Source organism: Klebsiella sp. HMSC16A12 (assembly GCF_001808265.1).
Classification (GTDB): Bacteria; Pseudomonadota; Gammaproteobacteria; order Enterobacterales; family Enterobacteriaceae; genus Klebsiella; species Klebsiella pneumoniae.
Genome location: NZ_KV792604.1, coordinates 54,025 through 75,000, shown reverse-complemented (window position 1 = coordinate 75,000; position 20,976 = coordinate 54,025). Strand labels below are relative to the sequence as shown.

The 20,976-nt window shown below is 58.2% G+C and carries 19 protein-coding genes; 9 read left to right on the top strand and 10 right to left on the bottom strand.

What is annotated here, in order from left to right; translation table 11 throughout:
• Positions 1 to 55: 55 nt before the first annotated feature.
• From aroB to HMPREF3140_RS11150, 7 genes are all read right to left on the bottom strand, one after another.
• Entirely contained in the window at positions 56 to 1,150 is a 1,095-nt protein-coding gene (gene aroB / locus HMPREF3140_RS11180) for a 3-dehydroquinate synthase (protein WP_032412506.1), read from the bottom strand.
• Positions 1,151 to 1,205: 55 nt separating this feature from the next.
• Positions 1,206 to 1,727 (bottom strand): shikimate kinase AroK, encoded by a 522-nt coding sequence (gene aroK, locus HMPREF3140_RS11175; protein WP_002920267.1) that lies wholly within the window; start codon positions 1,725 to 1,727, stop codon positions 1,206 to 1,208.
• Positions 1,728 to 1,997: 270 nt separating this feature from the next.
• Positions 1,998 to 3,242, bottom strand: a complete 1,245-nt coding sequence (hofQ, locus tag HMPREF3140_RS11170; protein WP_004174030.1) for a DNA uptake porin HofQ — start codon at positions 3,240 to 3,242, stop codon at positions 1,998 to 2,000.
• Positions 3,175 to 3,558 carry a HofP DNA utilization family protein gene (locus HMPREF3140_RS11165; RefSeq protein WP_002920279.1) on the bottom strand — a complete coding sequence of 128 codons (384 nt, stop codon included), beginning with the start codon at positions 3,556 to 3,558 and terminating at the stop codon, positions 3,175 to 3,177. Before HMPREF3140_RS11165 ends, hofQ begins: the two co-directional genes overlap by 68 nt.
• Positions 3,548 to 3,976, bottom strand: coding sequence for a HofO family protein (locus HMPREF3140_RS11160; protein WP_032412508.1), 429 nt, complete (start codon positions 3,974 to 3,976; stop codon positions 3,548 to 3,550). The genes HMPREF3140_RS11165 and HMPREF3140_RS11160 overlap by 11 nt, the downstream gene beginning before the upstream one ends.
• Positions 3,966 to 4,499 (bottom strand): PilN domain-containing protein, encoded by a 534-nt coding sequence (locus HMPREF3140_RS11155; protein WP_004174028.1) that lies wholly within the window; start codon positions 4,497 to 4,499, stop codon positions 3,966 to 3,968. The genes HMPREF3140_RS11160 and HMPREF3140_RS11155 overlap by 11 nt, the downstream gene beginning before the upstream one ends.
• The gene (locus tag HMPREF3140_RS11150; protein WP_020323926.1) at positions 4,483 to 5,283 is read right to left on the bottom strand and encodes a type IV pilus biogenesis protein PilM; all 801 of its coding nucleotides are present in this window, start codon (positions 5,281 to 5,283) and stop codon (positions 4,483 to 4,485) included. The genes HMPREF3140_RS11155 and HMPREF3140_RS11150 overlap by 17 nt, the downstream gene beginning before the upstream one ends.
• 118 nt (positions 5,284 to 5,401) lie before the next feature.
• Between HMPREF3140_RS11150 and mrcA the strand changes: the two genes are divergently transcribed.
• On the top strand, positions 5,402 to 7,960 hold the full coding sequence (mrcA, locus tag HMPREF3140_RS11145) for a peptidoglycan glycosyltransferase/peptidoglycan DD-transpeptidase MrcA (protein ID WP_032412513.1): 2,559 nt from the start codon (positions 5,402 to 5,404) through the stop codon (positions 7,958 to 7,960).
• 53 nt (positions 7,961 to 8,013) lie between these two features.
• On the opposite strand, the gene nudE is transcribed toward mrcA, so the two are convergent.
• Positions 8,014 to 8,574, bottom strand: a complete 561-nt coding sequence (gene nudE / locus HMPREF3140_RS11140) for an ADP compounds hydrolase NudE (protein ID WP_002920321.1) — start codon at positions 8,572 to 8,574, stop codon at positions 8,014 to 8,016.
• Positions 8,575 to 8,894: 320 nt separating this feature from the next.
• Between nudE and HMPREF3140_RS11135 the strand changes: the two genes are divergently transcribed.
• From HMPREF3140_RS11135 to pckA, 5 genes are all read left to right on the top strand, one after another.
• A complete protein-coding gene (locus tag HMPREF3140_RS11135) occupies positions 8,895 to 11,024 on the top strand; it encodes an intracellular growth attenuator family protein (protein WP_004174025.1) in 2,130 nt (709 codons plus the stop codon).
• 60 nt (positions 11,025 to 11,084) lie between these two features.
• On the top strand, positions 11,085 to 11,768 hold the full coding sequence (gene yrfG, locus HMPREF3140_RS11130) for a GMP/IMP nucleotidase (RefSeq protein ID WP_004181456.1): 684 nt from the start codon (positions 11,085 to 11,087) through the stop codon (positions 11,766 to 11,768).
• The gene (gene hslR, locus HMPREF3140_RS11125; RefSeq protein ID WP_002920326.1) at positions 11,765 to 12,166 is read left to right on the top strand and encodes a ribosome-associated heat shock protein Hsp15; all 402 of its coding nucleotides are present in this window, start codon (positions 11,765 to 11,767) and stop codon (positions 12,164 to 12,166) included. The genes yrfG and hslR overlap by 4 nt, the downstream gene beginning before the upstream one ends.
• An 18-nt stretch (positions 12,167 to 12,184) precedes the next feature.
• Positions 12,185 to 13,069: an Hsp33 family molecular chaperone HslO gene (gene hslO / locus HMPREF3140_RS11120; RefSeq protein WP_004188324.1), complete on the top strand. Its 885-nt coding sequence runs from the start codon at positions 12,185 to 12,187 to the stop codon at positions 13,067 to 13,069.
• 360 nt (positions 13,070 to 13,429) lie between these two features.
• The gene (gene pckA / locus HMPREF3140_RS11110) at positions 13,430 to 15,052 is read left to right on the top strand and encodes a phosphoenolpyruvate carboxykinase (ATP) (RefSeq protein ID WP_002920331.1); all 1,623 of its coding nucleotides are present in this window, start codon (positions 13,430 to 13,432) and stop codon (positions 15,050 to 15,052) included.
• A gap of 77 nt (positions 15,053 to 15,129) precedes the next feature.
• Here pckA and envZ read toward each other — a convergent pair whose 3' ends face one another.
• Together envZ and ompR are read right to left on the bottom strand one after the other, a co-directional pair.
• The gene (gene envZ, locus HMPREF3140_RS11105) at positions 15,130 to 16,485 is read right to left on the bottom strand and encodes a two-component system sensor histidine kinase EnvZ (protein ID WP_004901073.1); all 1,356 of its coding nucleotides are present in this window, start codon (positions 16,483 to 16,485) and stop codon (positions 15,130 to 15,132) included.
• Complete coding sequence (gene ompR, locus HMPREF3140_RS11100) at positions 16,482 to 17,201, bottom strand: osmolarity response regulator transcription factor OmpR (RefSeq protein WP_001157751.1); 720 nt, start codon at positions 17,199 to 17,201, stop codon at positions 16,482 to 16,484. Before ompR ends, envZ begins: the two co-directional genes overlap by 4 nt.
• 227 nt (positions 17,202 to 17,428) lie before the next feature.
• Between ompR and greB the strand changes: the two genes are divergently transcribed.
• From greB to feoA, 3 genes are all read left to right on the top strand, one after another.
• The gene (gene greB / locus HMPREF3140_RS11095; RefSeq protein ID WP_002920503.1) at positions 17,429 to 17,902 is read left to right on the top strand and encodes a transcription elongation factor GreB; all 474 of its coding nucleotides are present in this window, start codon (positions 17,429 to 17,431) and stop codon (positions 17,900 to 17,902) included.
• Between the two features lie 100 nt (positions 17,903 to 18,002).
• Entirely contained in the window at positions 18,003 to 20,333 is a 2,331-nt protein-coding gene (locus HMPREF3140_RS11090; protein ID WP_004150056.1) for a Tex family protein, read from the top strand.
• Positions 20,334 to 20,745: 412 nt separating this feature from the next.
• Positions 20,746 to 20,973: a ferrous iron transporter A gene (gene feoA, locus HMPREF3140_RS11085; protein ID WP_002920506.1), complete on the top strand. Its 228-nt coding sequence runs from the start codon at positions 20,746 to 20,748 to the stop codon at positions 20,971 to 20,973.
• Positions 20,974 to 20,976: the final 3 nt, after the last annotated feature.

Sequence of the window (20,976 nt, the reverse complement as noted above, 5' to 3'; positions counted from 1 at the left end):
CGATTATTGCACATCACCCGAAATGATAACGCCGCGCGAACGCGGCCAGACCTTCTTATTGTTGCGCCTGCTGAGTATTAGCAATCGCGCCAAGAACCACATCGTGCGGCACTCCGCCGCGCAGCTCGCTGCTTCCTATTGCGAGCGGGAGCACCAGCCGCATTTCGCCAGCCAGTACCTTTTTATCGCGCATCATATGGGGCAAATACGCCTGCGCACTCATTTCCTGCGGGCCGCGTACCGGTAAGCCTGCACGCTTGAGCAGCTCGATAATGCGCTGAGTATCCTGCGCGCGGAACTGCCCCAGCCGTTCGGACGTGCGTGCCGCCATCACCATACCTGCCGCCACCGCTTCGCCATGCAGCCAGTTACCGTAGCCCATTTCCGCTTCGATAGCATGGCCGAAGGTATGTCCAAGATTGAGTAAAGCACGTAACCCGGTTTCACGCTCGTCGGCTGCCACAACCTCCGCTTTCAGTTCACAGCAGCGGCGAATGCAGTACGCCATGGCGGTATCGTCCAGCGCCAGCAGCGCATCAATGTTGTTTTCCAGCCAGCTGAAGAATTCACCATCCAGGATCACCCCGTACTTGATGACCTCAGCCAGTCCGGAAGCGAGCTCGCGCTTCGGCAGAGTTTTCAGACAGTTAAGATCAACTACCACGGAAACCGGCTGCCAGAAGGCGCCAATCATGTTTTTGCCGAGAGGGTGGTTCACTGCGGTTTTGCCGCCGACCGACGAGTCGACCTGCGACAACAGGGTGGTAGGGACCTGGATGAAACGCACGCCGCGCTGATAGCTTGCCGCGGCGAAACCGGTTAAATCACCGATCACCCCCCCGCCAAGCGCCACCAGAGTGGTGTCGCGGCCATGTGGTTTTTGCAACAGCGCAGTAAACACGGTATCCATCACCGCCAGGCTTTTGTATTGCTCGCCGTCTGGCAGAATGACGCTGTCAACGTTGACCCCTGACTGCTCCAGCGCAGAGCGGACGGTATCCAGATAAAGCGGCGCCAGCGTTTCGTTGGTGACCAGCATAGCCTGGTCGCCCGACTTGAGTGGCAGGAAGGAAGCTGGATCGTTAAACAAACCAGCCGCGATGGTAATCGGGTAACTACGTTCCCCGAGGGTAACAGTAAGCCTCTCCATAACGCGACATCCACCTCAATGACTATTACTCTGACGCACTTTTATTAAGCCAGAATCAGTTGCTTTCCAGCATATGAATAATCTGGTTCGCGACGACTTTCGCACTCTGATCGTCTGTGCGGATAGTCACATCGGCGATCTCTTCATACAGCGGGTTACGCTCGTCAGCCAGCGCTTCCAGCACTTCACGAGGCGGCGCATCGACTTGTAGCAAAGGACGCTTTTTATCGCGCTGCGTACGGGCCAACTGCTTCTCGATCGTAGTTTCCAGGTAGACCACCACGCCGCGGGCGGAGAGACGGTTACGCGTTTCACGGGATTTTACAGAGCCGCCGCCAGTCGCCAGCACAATCCCCTGTTTTTCCGTCAACTCATTGATAATTTTCTCTTCACGGTCGCGGAAGCCTTCTTCGCCTTCAACATCGAAGACCCAGCCCACATCAGCGCCAGTGCGTTTCTCAATCTCTTGATCAGAATCGTAAAATTCCATGTTGAGCTGTTGGGCTAACTGGCGCCCAATAGTGCTTTTGCCGGCACCCATAGGCCCAACCAGAAAGATATTGCGTTTCTCTGCCATTTTTTCGGTACTACTAAGACTATTCGTTAATGATAAACCCGCTTCGCAGACACCCAGCGCCGCAGGGCATGAACTGAAACCTCATATGCAATAGAGCGAGAGTCAGACTAAAAATTATCTCAATACTCCGGCTGGTTTGGCAACTGAATAAAATCGCCGGACAATAAAGGGAGGATTGATGTCGTACCCGACTCTCAAATCGGTACCCCTTGTATGCTAAATCCGTCCTCACGTCAAACACCTGAAACGTGTTTAGCATGAAAAACCTGCTTAACGTACTGCCAGAATCCGTGGCGTAATAAAGACAACCAGTTCGCGACGTTCATTATCTTTCCCGTCACGACGGAACAGACGTCCCAGTACCGGGATATCGCCAAGCAGCGGGACGCTGTCGCGGGCGGTTTTGTTTTTCTGCGAAAAGATGCCGCCCAACGCTAAAGTCTCGCCGCTGCGAACTTCCACCAGGGTCTCTATCTCCTGCTTATCGATGGCCAGCGCTTCGCCGTTTTCCTGCTTCAGCACCTGGCCTGGCGTATTCTCGCTTATTCGCAGCTTAAGCCGCACTCTTCCCTGCTGCAGCACCGTCGGCGTGACCTCCATGCCCAGCACCGCCTCTTTGAACTCCACCGAAGTGGCGCCGCTTTCGCCACTGGAAACCTGATAGGGGATCTCGCTTCCCTGCTTGATGCTGGCAGGCTGCATGTGGGAGGCCAATAAACGCGGGCTGGCAATAATTTCGACCTGCTGCTTGCGCTCCAGCGCGGATAGCTCCAGCTCAAGCAAGCGACCGTTGATCTTGCCGATGTTAAACCCTGCGCGGGTGCTGGCATCGTTTACCGATACATCGCTGCTTAGGGTGGTGATTTGCCCGGAGCCTGGCGGGCTTCCGGCTTCCGCAAGCCGCCACTTCACCCCCAGCTCACGAAGGCTGGTTTCGCTCATCGACACGATATGGGCGGCCAGCTCCACCTGGCCGACCGGCAGATCCATCTCCTGCGCCCAGGCCTTCAACGCCGGCAGGTGCCGGGCATCATCGCGGATCAGCAGCCGATTAGTCCGCTTGTCCGCCATCAGGTGTCCCCTGGCGCTGAGCAGCTTTCCGCCGCTTTTAGCCAGCTCTTCAGCGTCGGCAAAGTGCAGGGTCACGCTCTCCGCCTGCAGGGGCAGGTTCTGCAGGCGTTTCTCCTGTTCGGCTTCACGCTGCGCCTGATTTGCCTTTTGCCAGGCCTGAGTGTGCGCGTAGATGACCGTCCCCTGCTGTTGCAAAGAGAGACCCGCGCTATCCGCTACCGCCCGCAGCGCCTGGCTCCAGGGAACCTTCTGCAGACGCAGGGAGAGCGTGCCGCTGACGTCCGGCGCGACGACGAGGTTCTTATGGTTCATTTCGGCCAGGGCTTGCAGCACCTGGGCCACTGGCGCATCGTCAATCACCAGCGAAACCGGTTTATCATTGCGGGCGGCGGGGGCCACCGCCAGCGGCAGCAGCAGAAGCAGCAGGCTTATCCATCGCATCATGTTGTTTCCCTTCACGTTGCCAGCGCCACGCTGGCGGTTCACATCCCGAAGACGTGACGATGTCCAGCTCACCGGCCGTCAGCCGGCTCACCCGCCAGCCCGTGGGCAATTGCTCATCCATGCGTACCCGTCGCCACTTTCCGTTCCCATCCTGCAGAAACCCCGTCCAGCCAGCCTCATCCCCAACCGCCCCGCCATAGCGCCATTGCGAAAGCTGCGCCGTGCGGCAGGGATCCTCAACCGGCTGGAAAGGGTCACGCTCGGCCGCCAGCAGCGACAGCGGTAGCCACAGGAAGATCCAGCGTTTACCGCTCATCTTCCGCCTCCAGCAGCAGTCGCAGGCGGAGCGTCGGCGCCTCACGGCCCAGCGAAAACGAACGCGGATTCATCCCGCAGCGCGCCAGCCAGGAAAAAAGCGCGGGTACCGTTGACCAGGACAGGGTCAGCTCCATCTCGCCGCCGCTTCCCTGCGGACGCCAGGCGATAAGCTTCGCTCCGGAGAGCGGAATGGCTATGGGCGAAAATGACTGCGTGTCGATGCGCGCCCCGGGATTTTCCTCGCCGGGGATGCGCAGCGCCATGATCCGCCGCCACTGCGTTTGCAACGCCGCATCACGGGTTACCGCCGCCTGCGGCGGGCGCAGATCGCGCCAGAGCGCCACGCCGCCTCCCGACAGCCCCATTGCGAGCAGGATCGGCAGCCCCGTCCAGGCGCCCCGAAGGTTAATCCGCATCAGCGCGCGCTCCCGTCAGGGTAAAACTGAACTGCCAACGCCCCTCGGCGTCGCGCTGGGTCCCGCCGGCTTTTGCCGGCGCGAATCCCGCGACGCGAGTCAGCGCAGCCTCCACGCTGGTTAGCGCCTGCAGGTTAAGGGCCAGGCCGTCCAGCGTGAGGAGTACGCCCTGGTACTCCAGCCGCGTCAGCCACGCCTGCGCGGGCAGATCTGCCGCCAGCGCCTGCAGCCTGGGTTGCCAGGCGGCGATCGCCGATCTGCGCTGGTACTGCTGGCGCTGCCGTTGATGCTGCTGCCACGCCTCACGCATCGCCTGCTCGCGCTGCTTAAGCGAGGCGAGCAGCTGCGCGTCGGCCGTCGTGTGAAGCGTCGCCAGGAAGTCGCGCTGCAGACGCGCCGTTCGGCTCACCAGCAGGCCCATCCCGCCCAGCAGCACAATGCCGATGGTTAACAACAGGACGTAGCGCAGGCGCTGGCGGCGACGCAGGTCGCGCCAGGGAAGAAGATTAACGACATGCGTCATGCCGCCCGCCTCCCAGCGCCAGCCCAAGGGCAATGGCGTAACGATCGCCATCGGCTGGCAGCGGGGGCTGCCGACGGTGAATCACTTGCCAGACATCAAAGCGACTGGCCTCATCGCCCGCGTCAATACACAGGCGCAGCGGAACCTGAAGCTGCCCCGCCAGCTGGCTTAAGGACCCGACATCAGCGCAGGCGTCACTGCCCCAGGCCTCACGGGTCGCCCACAGCCAGCGCTTTTCATCCCGCCACGCCAGGCCCTGGTCTGCCGCAGTCATCCAGGGGAAAAAGGCGCCGAGCGCACTGGCATCCGGTACGATGGCCGCCACCCGCAGCCGCAGCCGCCCTGCCAGCTCCCGCAGAACATTGATATCCAGCCGCTGCGCCGCCGTAACCTGCCAGCCGTCATCCCGCGAGGTGGGCGCATAATCAATACATAGCGCGGAGGCAGGCATTGCCAGCTGCTGGCTCATGGCGCTGGCTACCCACGTCGCCTGTTCCCGCTCCCGCAGGGCGAACTGGGGATACGGAAGACGCTTTTGCAGTGTGCGCACCGCGGGAAAGGCGATACTAACCTGATGCTGCGCCGGTAGCTCCCGCCGCCAGGCGGCCAGCCGCGAACCGAGTGCGCTGACGTCCGCCACCATTCCCTGACGTACCAGCCCCGGCGGCAATGGGATACGCCACCAGCGGCGCAGCGCCCAGTGTGAACGTTCATGCAATAGCGCGACAATGGCAATGCTATCCTGTTGGATATGCATTCCAAGCCGCCAGTTTCTGAAAGCCATGCTTACGATCTCCTTATCCGGCAAAACTGCCCGGCTATATCAATGCACCTGGCTTGCCTTTATACTACCGCGCGTTTGTTTATAAACTGCCCAAATAAAACTAAATGGGAAAACACCGGTGAAGTTCGTAAAGTATCTATTGATCCTTGCAGTCTGTTGCGTACTGCTGGGAGCAGGCTCGATTTTTGGCCTCTACAAATACATAGAGCCGCAACTCCCCGACGTCGCAACCCTGAAGGATGTGCGTTTGCAGATCCCGATGCAGGTCTATAGCGCCGACGGTGAGCTTATTGCGCAGTACGGCGAAAAGCGCCGTATCCCTGTGACGTTGCAGCAAATTCCCCCCGAGCTGGTGAAAGCGTTTATCGCCACCGAAGACAGCCGCTTCTATGAGCACCATGGCGTCGATCCGGTAGGTATTTTCCGCGCCGCCAGCGTGGCGATGTTTTCAGGCCACGCCTCCCAGGGCGCCAGCACCATCACCCAGCAGTTAGCGCGTAACTTCTTTCTCAGCCCCGAGAAGACGTTGATGCGTAAGATTAAAGAGGCCTTTCTGGCCATCCGCATCGAGCAGTTGCTGAATAAAGATGAAATCCTTGAGCTGTATCTGAACAAGATCTACCTCGGCTACCGCGCCTATGGCGTCGGCGCCGCGGCGCAGGTCTATTTTGGCAAACCTATCGACCAACTGACCCTGAGTGAGATGGCGGTGATTGCCGGTCTGCCGAAAGCGCCTTCCACTTTTAACCCGCTCTATTCGATGGATCGCGCGACCGCCCGTCGCAACGTGGTGCTGTCGCGTATGCTGAGCGAAGGATACATCACCCAGGCGCAATACGATGAGGCGCGCAGCGAACCCATCGACGCCAGCTATCACGCGCCGAAAATCGCCTTCTCCGCCCCTTACCTGAGTGAAATGGTGCGCCAGGAGATGGTGAATCGCTACGGCGAGCAGGCCTACGAAGATGGTTATCGGGTCTACACCACCATTACCCGTAAAAACCAGCAGGCGGCCCAGCAGGCGGTACGCAATAACGTGCTGGATTACGATATGCGTCACGGCTACCGCGGCCCGGCCAGCGTACTGTGGAAAGTCGGCGAAACGCCGTGGGAGACGAAGAAGATCGTCGATTCGCTGAAGCGTCAGTCTGGCTACGGTCCGCTTTTCCCGGCGGTGGTCACCTCCGCGAATGCCCAGGAGGCTGTCGCGTTGTTGGCTAACGGCGACTCCGTTTCGCTGACGATGGAGGGCGTGCGCTGGGCCCGTCGCTTTATCTCAGATACGCAGCAAGGGGCGACCCCGCGTAAAGTCAACGACGTTGTGCAGGCCGGGCAGCAGATCTGGGTACGCAAGGTGGGTGACAGCTGGTGGCTGTCCCAGCTCCCGGACGTCAACTCAGCGCTGGTCTCCATTAACCCGCAAAACGGCGCGATTATTGCCCTTGTCGGCGGGTTTGACTTTAACCAGAGCAAATTCAACCGCGCCACCCAGGCGCTGCGCCAGGTCGGCTCCAACATTAAACCGTTCCTCTATACCGCCGCGATGGATAAAGGCTTAACGCTGGCAAGTATGCTCAACGATGTGCCGATCTCGCGCTGGGATGCGGGCGCAGGTTCCGACTGGCGGCCGAAGAACTCGCCGCCGCAGTATGCCGGTCCGATTCGTTTACGCCAGGGCCTGGGGCAGTCGAAAAACGTGGTGATGGTGCGCGCTATGCGCGCCATGGGCGTAGACTACGCCGCCGAGTATCTGCAGCGCTTTGGCTTCCCGGCGCAGAACATTGTCCACACGGAATCGTTGGCGCTGGGCTCAGCCTCCTTTACGCCCCTGCAGGTCGCTCGCGGTTATTCGGTGATGGCCAACGGCGGCTTCCTGGTCAATCCTTTCTTTATCAGTAAGATTGAGAACGATCAGGGCGGGGTCCTCTTCGAGGAGCGTCCGAAAATTGCCTGTCCGCAGTGTGATTTACCGGTAATTTACGGCGATACGCCAAAATCCAACGTGCTGGAAAACAAGGATGTGGAAGATGTCGCCACCTCCGCGGAACCGCAGAATGGCAACGTGCCGCCGCAGCCGCACCTGGAGCAGGCCAACCAGTCGCTGGTCGCGCAGAGCGGCGCGCAGGAATACGCGCCGCATGTGATTAACACACCGCTGGCCTTCCTGATCAAGAGCGCGCTGAACAGCAACATCTTTGGCGAGCCGGGCTGGATGGGCACCGGCTGGCGCGCCGGACGCGATCTGCAGCGGCATGACATCGGTGGGAAAACCGGGACCACCAACAGCTCGAAGGACGCCTGGTTCTCAGGCTACGGACCGGGCGTGGTGACCTCGGTTTGGATCGGCTTTGACGATCATCGTCGCGATCTTGGCCGGACCACCGCCTCCGGAGCGATTAAAGATCAGATCTCTGGCTATGAAGGCGGTGCCAAAAGCGCCCAGCCGGCCTGGGACAGCTTTATGAAGAGCGTGCTGGAAGGCGTTCCGGAAGAACCGTTAACTCCGCCGCCGGGTATCGTCACGGTGAATATCGACCGCAGCACTGGTCAGTTGGCGAACGGGGGCAATAGCCGGGCGGAGTACTTTATTGAAGGAACCCAGCCCACCCAGCAGGCAGTCCGTGAGGTGGGCACCACCCTGACTGACGGCGGCGGTGAAACCCACGAATTGTTCTGACAAAAAAAGCGCCTGCGGGCGCTTTTTTATTGCTGCTTAGCGTGGACGCTCGTTCAGAGTCGGCCCTGGGCCTGCAGCCATTCCCGCACTAAAAACAGCGCGCTGACGTTACGGGCCTCGTTAAAATCTTCTTCATCCAGCAGCGACATCAGCTGCGCCAGCGGCCAGCGCACCTGCGGTAGCGGCTCAGGTTCATCGCCCGGCAGTGACTCCGGATAGAGATCTTCCGCCACCATGATATTCATTTTGCTGGAGAAGTAGGAGGGGGCCATACTGAGCTTCTTCAAAAACGTCAGCTTATTGGCGCCATAGCCAACCTCTTCTTTCAGCTCGCGATTGGCCGCTTCATCCACGGTTTCACCTGGATCAATCAGCCCTTTGGAGAAGCCCAGCTCGTAGGACTCCGTCCCCACGGCATACTCACGAATCAAAATAATGTGATCATCCACAATCGGCACAATCATCACCGCTTCACGGGTGGAAGGCCGCATACGTTCATAAACGCGACGCACACCGTTGCTGAACTCCAGATCGACGCTTTCGACATTAAAGAGGCGCGAACGGGCGACAGTTTCAACATTGAGAATGGTGGGTTTTTGTAATGATTTGCTCATTGTCATCGGTCTATGCTGTGATTAAGCAGTCATTGTGCGATACGCAACACACTTTCGGCAATCCAAATTGCTACTTATTTACAGAGTTGTAACCTTTTCCCTGCAGGGGGAAAAGTAATAAAGATAAAAAAGTCAATAGCTTGAATTCGCTTTGAGAATTTACCGATTTCTGCGCTTTAACGTTTTTGGTAAGCTTGTGCGCTGCTGCATGACATATTCACTACCCTGTAAGCAGGTGCGCCGCTAACACTGCAGCTTGACGTTAGTCTTCACGTTCACCGACGATTTCGTAAGAAAAAAATAACTTTGATGGGATGGGCATGGGCACCTTTCTGATATTCCTTACAGCTCTGCTAATCTGCGTATTGCTCATCGGATGGTGGTATCGCGCTCACGCCAGACGCCGCCGACTCCCCCTACTGCACGCCTTTAGCGACGCTACCACGCGGCAGCTTCCTGCGGATGAGCGCCAGGCTATTGAGAAGTATGTTGCCGAGTTGAGCCACGCCCAGCAGGTGCCGGCGTCCGGTGCGACCAGCGCGCCTGTCGCTCTGGCGCTGAACGAACAGAGTGATACCGTCTATGCGGTGACACGCGCCATCACCCGCTACGGGATCACCACCGACGCGCCGAATAAATGGCGCTATTTCCTCGATTCGGTTGAAGTTCATCTGCCGCCGTTCTGGGAACAGCATATCAACGATGAAAACAGCGTCGAGCTGATCCCCACCGACAGCCTGCCGCTGGTTATCACCCTTAACGGTCATAGCCTGAGCGACTATCGCCAGGAAGCGCAAAGCTACGCCCTGGAACGCGCTTCGGCCACCCAGGCCTCCATTCGCGGCGAAGAGAGCGAGCAGGTAGAGTTGCGGCAGATCCGTCGGGAAACGCCTGAAGAACACGCTCTGAATCGCCCGGACGGGCTGCGCGAAGCGATCCTGATCGTCGCCTCCTTTCTGTTCTTTTATTTCAGCCTGATTGGGCCAGCTGTCTTTACCCCCTGGCTGGTCGCCGCAGGTTTGTTGCTGCTCGCCGCCGGACTGTGGGGGATTTATGCCCCGCCGCGTCGCGCCGCGCTGCGCGAAATCCATTGCCTGCGGGGCGTCCCTAAGCGCTGGGGATTGTTTGGCGAAAACGATCAGGAGCAGATCAATAACATCTCGCTGGGCATTATCGATCTCATCTATCCGCGCCACTGGCAACCCTGGATTGCCCAGGACCTGGGGCAGCAGACCGATATTGATATCTATCTCAACCGCCACGTGGCCCGTCAGGGACGCTACCTGTCGCTTCATGATGAAGTGAAAAACTTCCCGCTGCAGTACTGGCTACGCAGCGCGATTATCGCCGCCGGCGCCCTGGTGGTGGTGATTATGCTGTGGGCCAGCGTACCGTTGAATATGCCGTTTAAGTTCACCCTGTCGTGGCTGAAGGGCGCGCAAACGATTGAAGCCACTACCGTCAGCCAGCTGGAAAAAGCCCATGTGCGCATTGGCGATACGCTGCGCCTGACCGGTACCGGGATGTGTAATATCCGCACGCCGGGCAGTTGGTCCGCCAAAGAGGATTCGCCGTTCCTGCCTTTCGATTGTTCACAGATTGTGTGGAACGACGCCCCTCCTCTGCCGCTGCCGGAGTCTGACATTGTCAGCAAAGCGACCGCCCTGATGCAGTCCGTCCAGCGCCAGCTGCACCCGGAAACCGACGATGATTCCCGCGTCAGCCCTGCCCTACGCTCCGCCATTCAGAAATCAGGCATGGTGCTACTGGATGATTTCGGCGATATCGTGCAGAAAACTAACGATCTCTGCTCGGCAAAGGATGATTGCCTGCGGCTGAAGAATGCGTTGGTCAATCTTGGCAATACCCGTAACTGGGAAACGTTAACCAAGCGCGCCACCGCCGGCAAGCTGGATGGCGTGAACGTGCTGCTGCGGCCGGTCAGCGCCGAGTCGCTGGAGAATCTGGTGACCACCTCAACCGCGCCCTTTGTGATACGCGAAACCTCGCGGGCCGCGCAGGCGCTGAACAGCCCGGCTCCCGGCGGTTTTCTTATCGCCAGCGATGAGGGCAGCGTACTGGTCAATCAGCCGTGGCCGGCGGTGAGTCTGTATGATTATCCGGCCCATGAGCAGTGGGGCGAACTGCGGCGGCTGGCCGGTATGCTCATGCATACCCCCTTCCATGCCGAAGGTATCGTTACCAACCTGTTTACTGACGCCAACGGCACGCAGCATATCAACCTGCATCGCATCCCCGACCGCAGCGGCCTGTGGCGTTATCTGGGCATCACCCTGCTGCTGCTGTCAATGGTGGGGTGCATGGCTTACCACGCCGTGCAGGCCCTGCGTCGTTATCAACGCCATCGTCAGCGTATGGAAGAGATTCAGAAATATTACGAAAGCTGCCTTAATCCGGTTTTGCTCCCCTCATCTGACTCGCAAGATTAATTTTCCCGGCGACAGGGTGTGATACCCTGTCGCCCATTTTCCGCTCGCTGGAGAGTCATCATGCACTTTGATATCGCCTGGCAGGAGGTCGATACCGTTCTGCTGGATATGGACGGCACGCTCCTGGACCTCGCCTTCGACAACTACTTCTGGCAAACGCTGGTGCCTGAAACCTGGGGGGCCGCCCGCGGCCTCAATTTGCAGGAGGCGAAAGACGCCATGCGCCAGGAGTATCACGCCGTGCAGCATACGCTAAACTGGTACTGTCTGGATTACTGGAGCGAGCGCCTGGGTTTGGATATTTGTGCGATGACCAGCGAACAAGGTCCGCGCGCCACGCTGCGCGAGGATACCGTGCCGTTCCTTGATGCGCTCAAGGCCTGCGGTAAGCGACGCATTCTGTTGACCAATGCCCATCCCCACAATCTGGCGGTGAAGCTCAAACACACCGGCCTGGACGCGCACCTTGATTTATTACTTTCCACCCACACATTTGGTTATCCGAAAGAGGATCAGCGTCTGTGGCGCGCCGTGGCGGAGGAAACTGGCCTTGAGGCGCACAAAACGCTGTTTGTCGACGACAGCGAGGCGATACTGGATGCCGCGAGGGAGTTTGGCATTCGTTACTGCCTGGGTATTACCAATCCTGACTCCGGACTGGCGGAAAAGCAGTATCTGCGCCATCCGGGGCTGAATGATTACCGACGACTGATCCCTTCGCTTACCCCGAAGGAGAGGCGATGAAAGAGAAGCCCACCGAAACCGTCAGACTGGACAAATGGCTTTGGGCCGCCCGCTTTTACAAAACCCGCGCGCTGGCGCGGGAAATGATTGAAGGCGGCAAGGTTCATTACAACGGACAACGTAGCAAACCCGGAAAAATCGTCGAACTCGACGCCATGCTGACGCTGCGCCAGGGCAACGACGAGCGGACGGTGCGCATTATCGGTATTACCGAACAGCGCCGCCCGGCAAGCGAAGCCGTCAACCTGTATGAAGAGACGGCGGAGAGTATCGAGAAGCGTGAAAAAATGGCCCTGGCGCGCAAAATGAACGCCCTGACCATGCCGCACCCTGACAGACGTCCGGACAAGAAAGAGCGCCGCGACCTGATGAGATTTAAACACGGCGAGAGTGAATAACTCGCGCCAGAAAGAGAGATGATTATGACTCAACACGATCAATTACATCGTTATCTGTTTGAAAACTATGCCGTGCGCGGCGAGCTGGTGACGGTGTCGGAAACCCTGGAACAGATTCTGGCGAATCACACCTATCCCCAACCGGTCAAAACGGTGCTGGCGGAGCTGTTGGTCGCCACCAGTCTGCTGACCGCGACGCTGAAGTTTGCCGGCGACATTACCGTACAGCTGCAGGGGGATGGCCCTTTACAGCTGGCGGTGATCAACGGCAATAACCAGCAGCAGCTGCGCGGCGTCGCGCGCGTGCAAGGCGAGATTGCGGACGATGCGGATCTGAAAACGATGGTCGGCAACGGCTACCTGGTCATTACCATCTCTCCGGAAGAAGGTGAGCGCTATCAGGGCGTGGTCGGTCTGGAAGGCGATACGCTGGCCGCCTGCCTGGAAGATTATTTCCAGCGTTCAGAGCAGCTGCCGACGCGCCTTATCATCCGCACCGGCGATCATGAAGGCCAGCCGATGGCGGGCGGGATGCTGCTGCAGGTGATGCCGGCGCAGGATGCCCAGACTGCCGACTTCGAGCACCTGGCGACGCTTACCGAGACCATTAAGGCGGAAGAGCTGTTCACCCTGCCGGCAAATGATGTGCTGTGGCGTCTGTACCATGAAGAAGAAGTCACGGTCTACGACCCGCAGAGCGTGGAGTTCAAGTGCACCTGCTCCCGCGAACGCTGCGCCGGCGCGCTGAAGACGCTGCCGGATGAAGAGATTGATAGCATCCTCGCCGACGAAGGCGAAATTGATATGCACTGCGACTACTGCGGTAACCACTATATCTTCAATGCCATGGATATTGCCGAGATCCGTAATAACGCCTCTCCGGCCGATCCGCAGGTTCATTAATCCCCGCATCTTTCTCAGGCACAGGGCGGCAATGTTGTTTGTCGCGTTGTGCCTGACTTTTAATTTATTCGCGAGTTGAATCGATTTTCCCTGAAAGAGTTACGTAATTTAATTTCAGGAAAGCGATTACATTCACATTTCAGCAGTTTTTTTAATTACTTTTTAACCATTGAGAAACATATAACCCCACCATCCGTCCATTTCCTGAGATAATCCACTCCACTTCGTGACAGGAGTCACCGTTTTTATCGTCATTCTGAGGAATGTCGAGATACGTAAATCTATGAGCCTGGTCGCGGTCAATACCCGGCAATTAACCCTACAATTTACAGCAGTACATCTTGGCTAAGGAGCAGTGACATGCGCGTTAATCATGGTTTAACCCCGCAGGATCTCAAGGCTTATGGTATCAATGACGTCCAGGATATCGTCCACAACCCCAGCTACGACATGTTGTTTCAGGAAGAGCTCGACCCGAACCTGGAAGGCTACGAACGTGGCGTATTAACCACTCTGGGTGCTATCGCCGTCGACACGGGCATTTTTACCGGTCGTTCTCCGAAAGATAAGTATCTCGTGCGCGACGACACCACCCGCGACACCGTCTGGTGGTCCGATAAAGGCAAAGGTAAAAACGACAACAAGCCGCTTTCGCAGGAAACCTGGCAGCATCTGAAAGGGCTGGTGACCCAGCAACTGTCCGGTAAACGCCTGTTTATCGTCGACGCTTTCTGCGGCGCCAACGCCGATACCCGTCTCAGCGTACGTTTCATTACCGAAGTGGCCTGGCAGGCGCACTTCGTTAAAAACATGTTCATCCGTCCGAGCGATGAAGAGCTGGCTGAATTCGAGCCCGACTTCATCGTGATGAACGGCGCGAAATGCACCAATCCGCAGTGGAAAGAGCAGGGCCTCAATTCGGAAAACTTCGTCGCCTTCAACCTCACCGAGCGCATTCAGCTGATCGGCGGCACCTGGTACGGCGGCGAGATGAAGAAAGGGATGTTCTCGATCATGAACTACCTGCTGCCGCTGAAGGGCATCGCCTCCATGCACTGCTCAGCCAACGTCGGCGAGAAAGGCGATGTCGCCATTTTCTTCGGCCTCTCAGGCACCGGCAAAACCACCCTCTCCACCGACCCGAAACGCCGCCTGATTGGCGATGACGAACATGGCTGGGATGACGACGGCGTGTTTAACTTCGAAGGGGGCTGCTACGCCAAGACCATCAAGCTCTCTGAAGCGGCCGAGCCAGATATCTATCACGCCATCCGCCGCAACGCCCTGCTGGAAAACGTGGTGGTACGCGCCGACGGCACGGTCGATTTCGATGACGGTTCAAAGACCGAAAATACCCGCGTCTCCTACCCCATCGACCACATCGACAACATTGTTAAGCCGGTGTCTAAAGCGGGTCACGCCACCAAAGTGATCTTCCTGACGGCCGATGCGTTCGGCGTCCTGCCGCCGGTCTCCCGCCTGACCGCCGACCAGACGCAGTACCATTTCCTGTCCGGGTTTACCGCCAAACTGGCCGGCACCGAGCGCGGCGTAACCGAACCCACGCCAACCTTCTCCGCCTGCTTCGGCGCCGCCTTCCTGTCGCTGCACCCGACGCAGTACGCCGAAGTGCTGGTCAAACGCATGCAGGCGGCTGGCGCGCAGGCTTATCTGGTCAATACCGGCTGGAACGGCACCGGCAAGCGCATCTCGATTAAAGATACCCGCGCGATCATCGACGCCATCCTCAATGGCTCGCTGGACAACGCGGAGACCTTTACCCTACCGATGTTTAACCTGCAGATCCCGACGGCGCTCCCGGGCGTGGATACCCACATCCTCGATCCGCGCAGCACCTATGGTTCCCCGGAGCAGTGGCAGGAAAAAGCCGACCAGCTGGCGAAGCTGTTTATTGAGAATTTTGAGAAGTATACCGATACGCCAGCGGGCGCCGCGCTGGTGGCGGCAGGACCGCAGCGCTAACGGGCGCAAAGGTGAAAAAGCCGGGCTTGCCCGGCTTTTTATTGTGCAACATCCTGAGTAGCTAACCGCGGGCGCGATCAGCTCTCCCTGGCGGGTTTCATCGGCGTCAGCATCCGGTGCACCGGCAGCCAGGCGCGGATCAGTAACCCGCCGCGTTCGCTGGAGCCAATCTCCAGCCGGCCGTTGTGATTGTCGATAATACGCTGAACAATCGCCAACCCCAGCCCGGTGCCGCTGGTGCTGCGGGCGCTGTCGCCGCGTACAAACGGCTGAAACAGGTGCTCCCTCTGCTCAGGTTTAATCCCCGGTCCATCATCTTCTACCTGGAACCAGGCCCGGCTCGCTTCGCTGCCGCTGCTGACCTTGATCCAGCCATTGCCATAGCGGGCCGCGTTGACCACCATATTCGCCAGCGCGCGCTTGATAGACAGCGGGTGCATACGTACCGGAATTTCGCCGGCCTGCAGGGCGGTGGCGATTTCCCGCTCATAGCCGCTCTCCGCAGCGATCACTTCCCCCAGCACCGCATTCAGATCCGCCAGCTCCATCGGCATCTCCTGCCCGGTGCGCAGATAGTCGATAAACTGCTCGATGATGGCGTTGCACTCTTCGATATCTTTGTTGATCGACTCCGCGAGATAGCCGTCCTGCTCGCCCATCATCTCGGTGGCCAGACGAATGCGGGTCAGCGGGGTTCGTAAATCATGACTGACCCCGGCCATCAGCAGCGTACGGTCATCAGCCAACTGCTTCACGCCCGCCGCCATATGGTTAAAGGCGCGCGTCACCGAACGCACTTCGGAGGCGCCATACTCGCGCAGCGGCGGCGGAATAATGCCGCGCCCGACCTGCAGCGCCGCGTGCTCCAGATCCACCAACGGGCGGTTCTGAATACGAATAAACAGCCAGGCGCCGCCTATCGCCAGCAGCATGATCGCCAGGGTATAGCGGAACAGCGGCGAGAAGTCGCCCTGATGGATCTCGGTCAGCGGCACCCGCACCCAGATATTGGGCGACAGCCAGGTCTTCAGCCACACCACAGGGGAGCTTTTATTGACCTCTACCCGCACCTCTGTGGGGCCACCAAGCTGATGGGCCATCTGCTGACTTAAGAATTCATAATGCTGCGCCCAGCGCAGGCCTGCGTCTTCCGCCGCTTCATTGGAATAGAGCGAAATCCCCAGCTCGCGATAAATTTCACGACGAAACGCCGGGGGCACCACCAGCTGGGTGCCATCCTCCAGCTGCAGTTTGTCGGTCATCAGCATACGCACTTCGTAGGCTAACACTTTATTAAACTGCTGGAGACTCGGCAGGATCGCGAAATTCAGTACCACCAGATAGGTCGTCACCAGGCTGACGAACAGCAAGGTGACGATCAGGAGCAGTGTGCGAGCAAAGGAGCTGCGCGGCGAAAAGCGCACGCGTTTCATGCCTTAGAACCGTCCGGGACGAAGACGTAGCCCAGACCCCAGACGGTCTGGATGTAGCGCGGATGCGCCGGGTCCTCTTCCACCATGCGGCGCAGGCGGGAGATCTGTACGTCGATGGAGCGCTCCATCGCAGAGTATTCGCGGCCGCGGGCGAGGTTCATCAGCTTATCGCGCGACAGCGGCTCACGGGGATGGCTCACCAGCGCCTTCAGGACCGCGAATTCGCCGCTGGTCAACGGCATCGGCTCGTCTTCACGGAACATCTCGCGGGTGCCTAAATTCAGTTTGAATTTACCAAAGGCGATAACCGCCTCTTCCTGCGACGGCGCGCCCGGCAGCTCGTTCGCCTGGCGGCGCAGCACCGCCCGGATGCGGGCCAGCAGTTCGCGCGGGTTAAACGGCTTCGGAATATAGTCGTCAGCCCCGATCTCCAGACCCACGATCCGATCGACCTCTTCGCCTTTCGCCGTCACCATAATGATCGGCATCGGGTTACTCTGGCTGCGCAGACGACGGCAGATAGAGAGACCATCTTCGCCCGGCAGCATCAGATCCAGCACCATCAGGTGGAAGGATTCACGGGTTAACAGACGATCCATCTGTTCGGCGTTCGCCACGCTACGAACCTGGAAGCCCTGCTCGGTCAGATAACGCTCGAGCAGCGCACGCAGGCGCATGTCGTCATCCACAACCAGAATCTTATAATTCTCTTGCATTGTTTGTACTCCCAAAGGTTCACTGCAATAGTCAGTGCGTATTCTCAAAAAAGCCCGGCGCGCTCACCAGCTAAATCTGGTATATATTCCAGGCTAAATTGTTACAAAGCATATTTAACAGCAGGTTAAGTATACATTTAATCATAAGACACAGTATTTATCCTGTCGGTATTATTACGCGCTACAAATTGTGCGCAACGACAGACAGTCAGAAGGTTGAACTCACGATGAAAACGCCGCTGATCACCCGCGAGGGATATGAAAAACTGAAGCAGGAGATGGACTACCTGTGGCGCCAGGAGCGTCCGGAAGTGACCAAAAAGGTGACCTGGGCCGCCAGCCTCGGCGACCGCAGCGAGAACGCGGACTACCAGTACAACAAAAAGCGCCTGCGGGAGATCGATCGCCGGGTCCGCTATCTGACCAAATGTCTGGAACAGTTGAAAATCGTCGATTACTCGCCGCAACAGGAAGGTAAAGTCTTCTTCGGCGCCTGGGTAGAGATTGAAAACGATGAAGGCGATATCAAGCGCTTTCGCATCGTCGGTTACGATGAAATTTTTGGCCGCAAAGACTATATCTCCATCGACTCGCCGATGGCGCGCGCACTGTTAAAAAAAGAGGTTGGCGATCTGGCCATCGTCAACACGCCGGCGGGCGAAGCCAGCTGGTATGTCAACGAGATCGAATACGTTAAATAGACAAGAACTTTCCGAGAGACGCCCGGCGCGGCTGGTATTTTTAGCCGTCAGTCCGTATAACTAGTCCCTGTTTTTTGACCCTAAAGATGAATTAAAAGCCATGATGAATGATTCGCTCTGCCGCATTATTGCGGGTGAACTTCAGGCCAGAGCCGAACAGGTAGAAGCTGCCGTTCGCCTGCTTGATGAAGGGAACACCGTGCCGTTTATTGCACGTTATCGTAAAGAAGTCACCGGCGGTCTGGATGACACGCAGCTGCGTAATCTGGAAACTCGCCTCGGCTATCTGCGCGAACTCGAAGACCGTCGTCAGGCGATCCTCAAATCCATCGCTGAACAGGGCAAACTGACCGACGCGCTGGAAAAAGCCATCAACACCACGCTCAGCAAAACCGAACTGGAAGATCTCTACCTGCCCTACAAGCCGAAGCGCCGTACACGCGGCCAGATCGCTATCGAAGCCGGGCTCGAACCGCTGGCTGACCTGCTGTGGAATGAACCGGCCCACGATCCGGAAGCGGAGGCCGCAAAATATATTGATGCCGATAAGGGCGTAGCCGACAGCAAAGCGGCCCTGGACGGCGCGCGCTATATTCTGATGGAGCGGTTTGCCGAAGACGCCGCGCTGCTGGCGAAGGTCCGTGACTATCTGTGGAAAAACGCCCACCTGGTCTCCACCGTCGTCAGCGGTAAAGAAGAGGAAGGCGCTAAATTCCGCGACTACTTCGATCACCATGAACCGATCGCCACCGTGCCGTCGCATCGCGCGCTGGCGATGTTCCGCGGTCGCAACGAAGGCGTCCTGCAGCTCTCTTTAAACGCTGACCCGCAGTTTGACGAGCCGCCGAAAGAGAGCCACGGCGAGCAAATTATTATCGACCACCTGGGCCTGCGCCTGAATAACGCCCCGGCGGACAGCTGGCGTAAAGGCGTCGTCAGCTGGACCTGGCGGATCAAAGTCCTGATGCATCTCGAAACCGAGCTGATGGGCACCGTGCGCGAACGCGCGGAGGACGAGGCAATCAACGTCTTCGCCCGCAACCTGCACGATCTGCTGATGGCCGCGCCCGCCGGGCTGCGCGCCACCATGGGACTCGATCCGGGCCTGCGCACCGGGGTGAAAGTGGCCGTCGTCGACGCCACCGGTAAACTGGTCGCTACCGATACCATCTATCCCCACACCGGCCAGGCCGCCAAAGCGGCCGTCGCCGTCGCCGCGCTGTGTGAGAAGTACAACGTTGAGCTGGTGGCCATCGGCAACGGTACCGCCTCGCGTGAAACCGAGCGTTTCTTCCTCGACGTGCAGAAACAGTTCCCGAAGGTCACCGCCCAGAAGGTGATCGTCAGCGAAGCCGGGGCTTCCGTTTACTCCGCCTCCGAGCTGGCGGCGCAGGAGTTTCCGGACCTCGACGTGTCGCTGCGCGGCGCGGTCTCCATCGCCCGCCGTCTGCAGGATCCCCTGGCCGAGCTGGTGAAAATCGACCCGAAATCCATTGGCGTCGGCCAGTATCAGCACGACGTCAGCCAGACCCAGCTGGCGCGTAAGCTGGACGCGGTGGTGGAAGACTGTGTGAACGCCGTCGGCGTTGACCTGAACACCGCCTCCGTTCCGCTGCTGACCCGCGTCGCCGGCCTGACCCGCATGATGGCGCAGAACATCGTCGCCTGGCGCGACGAGAATGGTCAGTTCCAGAACCGCCAGCAGCTGCTGAAAGTCAGCCGTCTGGGGCCGAAAGCCTTTGAACAGTGCGCGGGCTTCCTGCGTATCAACCACGGCGACAACCCGCTGGATGCCTCCACCGTTCACCCGGAAGCTTACCCGGTGGTCGAACGTATTCTGGCCGCCACCCAGCAGGCGCTGAAAGATCTGATGGGCAATAGCAGTGCGCTGCGCCACCTGAAGGCAGTGGACTTCACCGATGAGAAGTTTGGCGTCCCGACGGTCACCGACATTATCAAAGAGCTGGAAAAACCGGGCCGCGATCCGCGTCCGGAGTTTAAGACCGCGAAGTTCGCCGATGGTGTGGAGACCATGAATGACCTGCTGCCGGGAATGATTCTGGAAGGTGCCGTCACCAACGTCACCAACTTCGGCGCGTTTGTTGATATCGGCGTTCATCAGGACGGACTGGTACACATTTCGTCGCTTTCTGACCGGTTTGTTGAGGATCCGCACACCGTGGTGAAAGCGGGCGACATCGTCAAGGTCAAAGTGATGGAAGTCGATCTGCCGCGTAAGCGTATCGCCCTGACCATGCGTCTCGACGAGCAGCCGGGCGACAGCAACGCCCGCCGCGGCGGTGGTCAGGAGCGCCCGCAGGGAAATCGCCCGGCCGCGAAAGCCGCCAAACCCCGCGGTCGCGAGGCGCAGCCTGCCGGCAACAGCGCGATGATGGATGCCCTCGCCGCAGCGATGGGTAAAAAACGCTAAACTCTCCCTGCCCCTTTTTCAGGGGCAGTTTTTTTTCATGACCAGGCCATCGCCATCACGCGCAAAACAGCTTCAGTTGTTTCTGATAACCTGCTTTTATTCCACGCCTGAAAGGCAGCGAAATTAATATTTTCATTTCGTTAACTTCAGAAACCTTAATTAAACATTAGATCGCCGAAATAATATTTCGCGCATTTTTGATTACAGGCTGACTTTGCGGCATATCAATAAAAAGGTGATTTTCACTTTAAAAATAGCCTGCAGCGCATCATATGTATTGATGATAAAAACCATTCTCATTATCATCGATTACAGAACGTTTTTTCTTTTTTCGTTGGCTACGGTCCCCGGCGCAACTGCCTCCAGGCGTCCGGAAAATTCTTCTTCGGTTAGCGATAGACAAGTAGGCCCTATGCAATTCACACCTGATAGTGCGTGGAAAATTACCGGTTTTTCTCGCGATATTAGCCCAGCATACCGTCAGAAACTGCTCTCCCTCGGCATGCTGCCCGGTTCCTCTTTTCATGTGGTTCGCGTGGCGCCGCTCGGCGATCCTGTTCATATTGAAACCCGACGCGTCAGTCTGGTATTACGCAAAAAAGATCTCGCCTTAATCGAACTGGAAGCGGTTGCACAATAACGG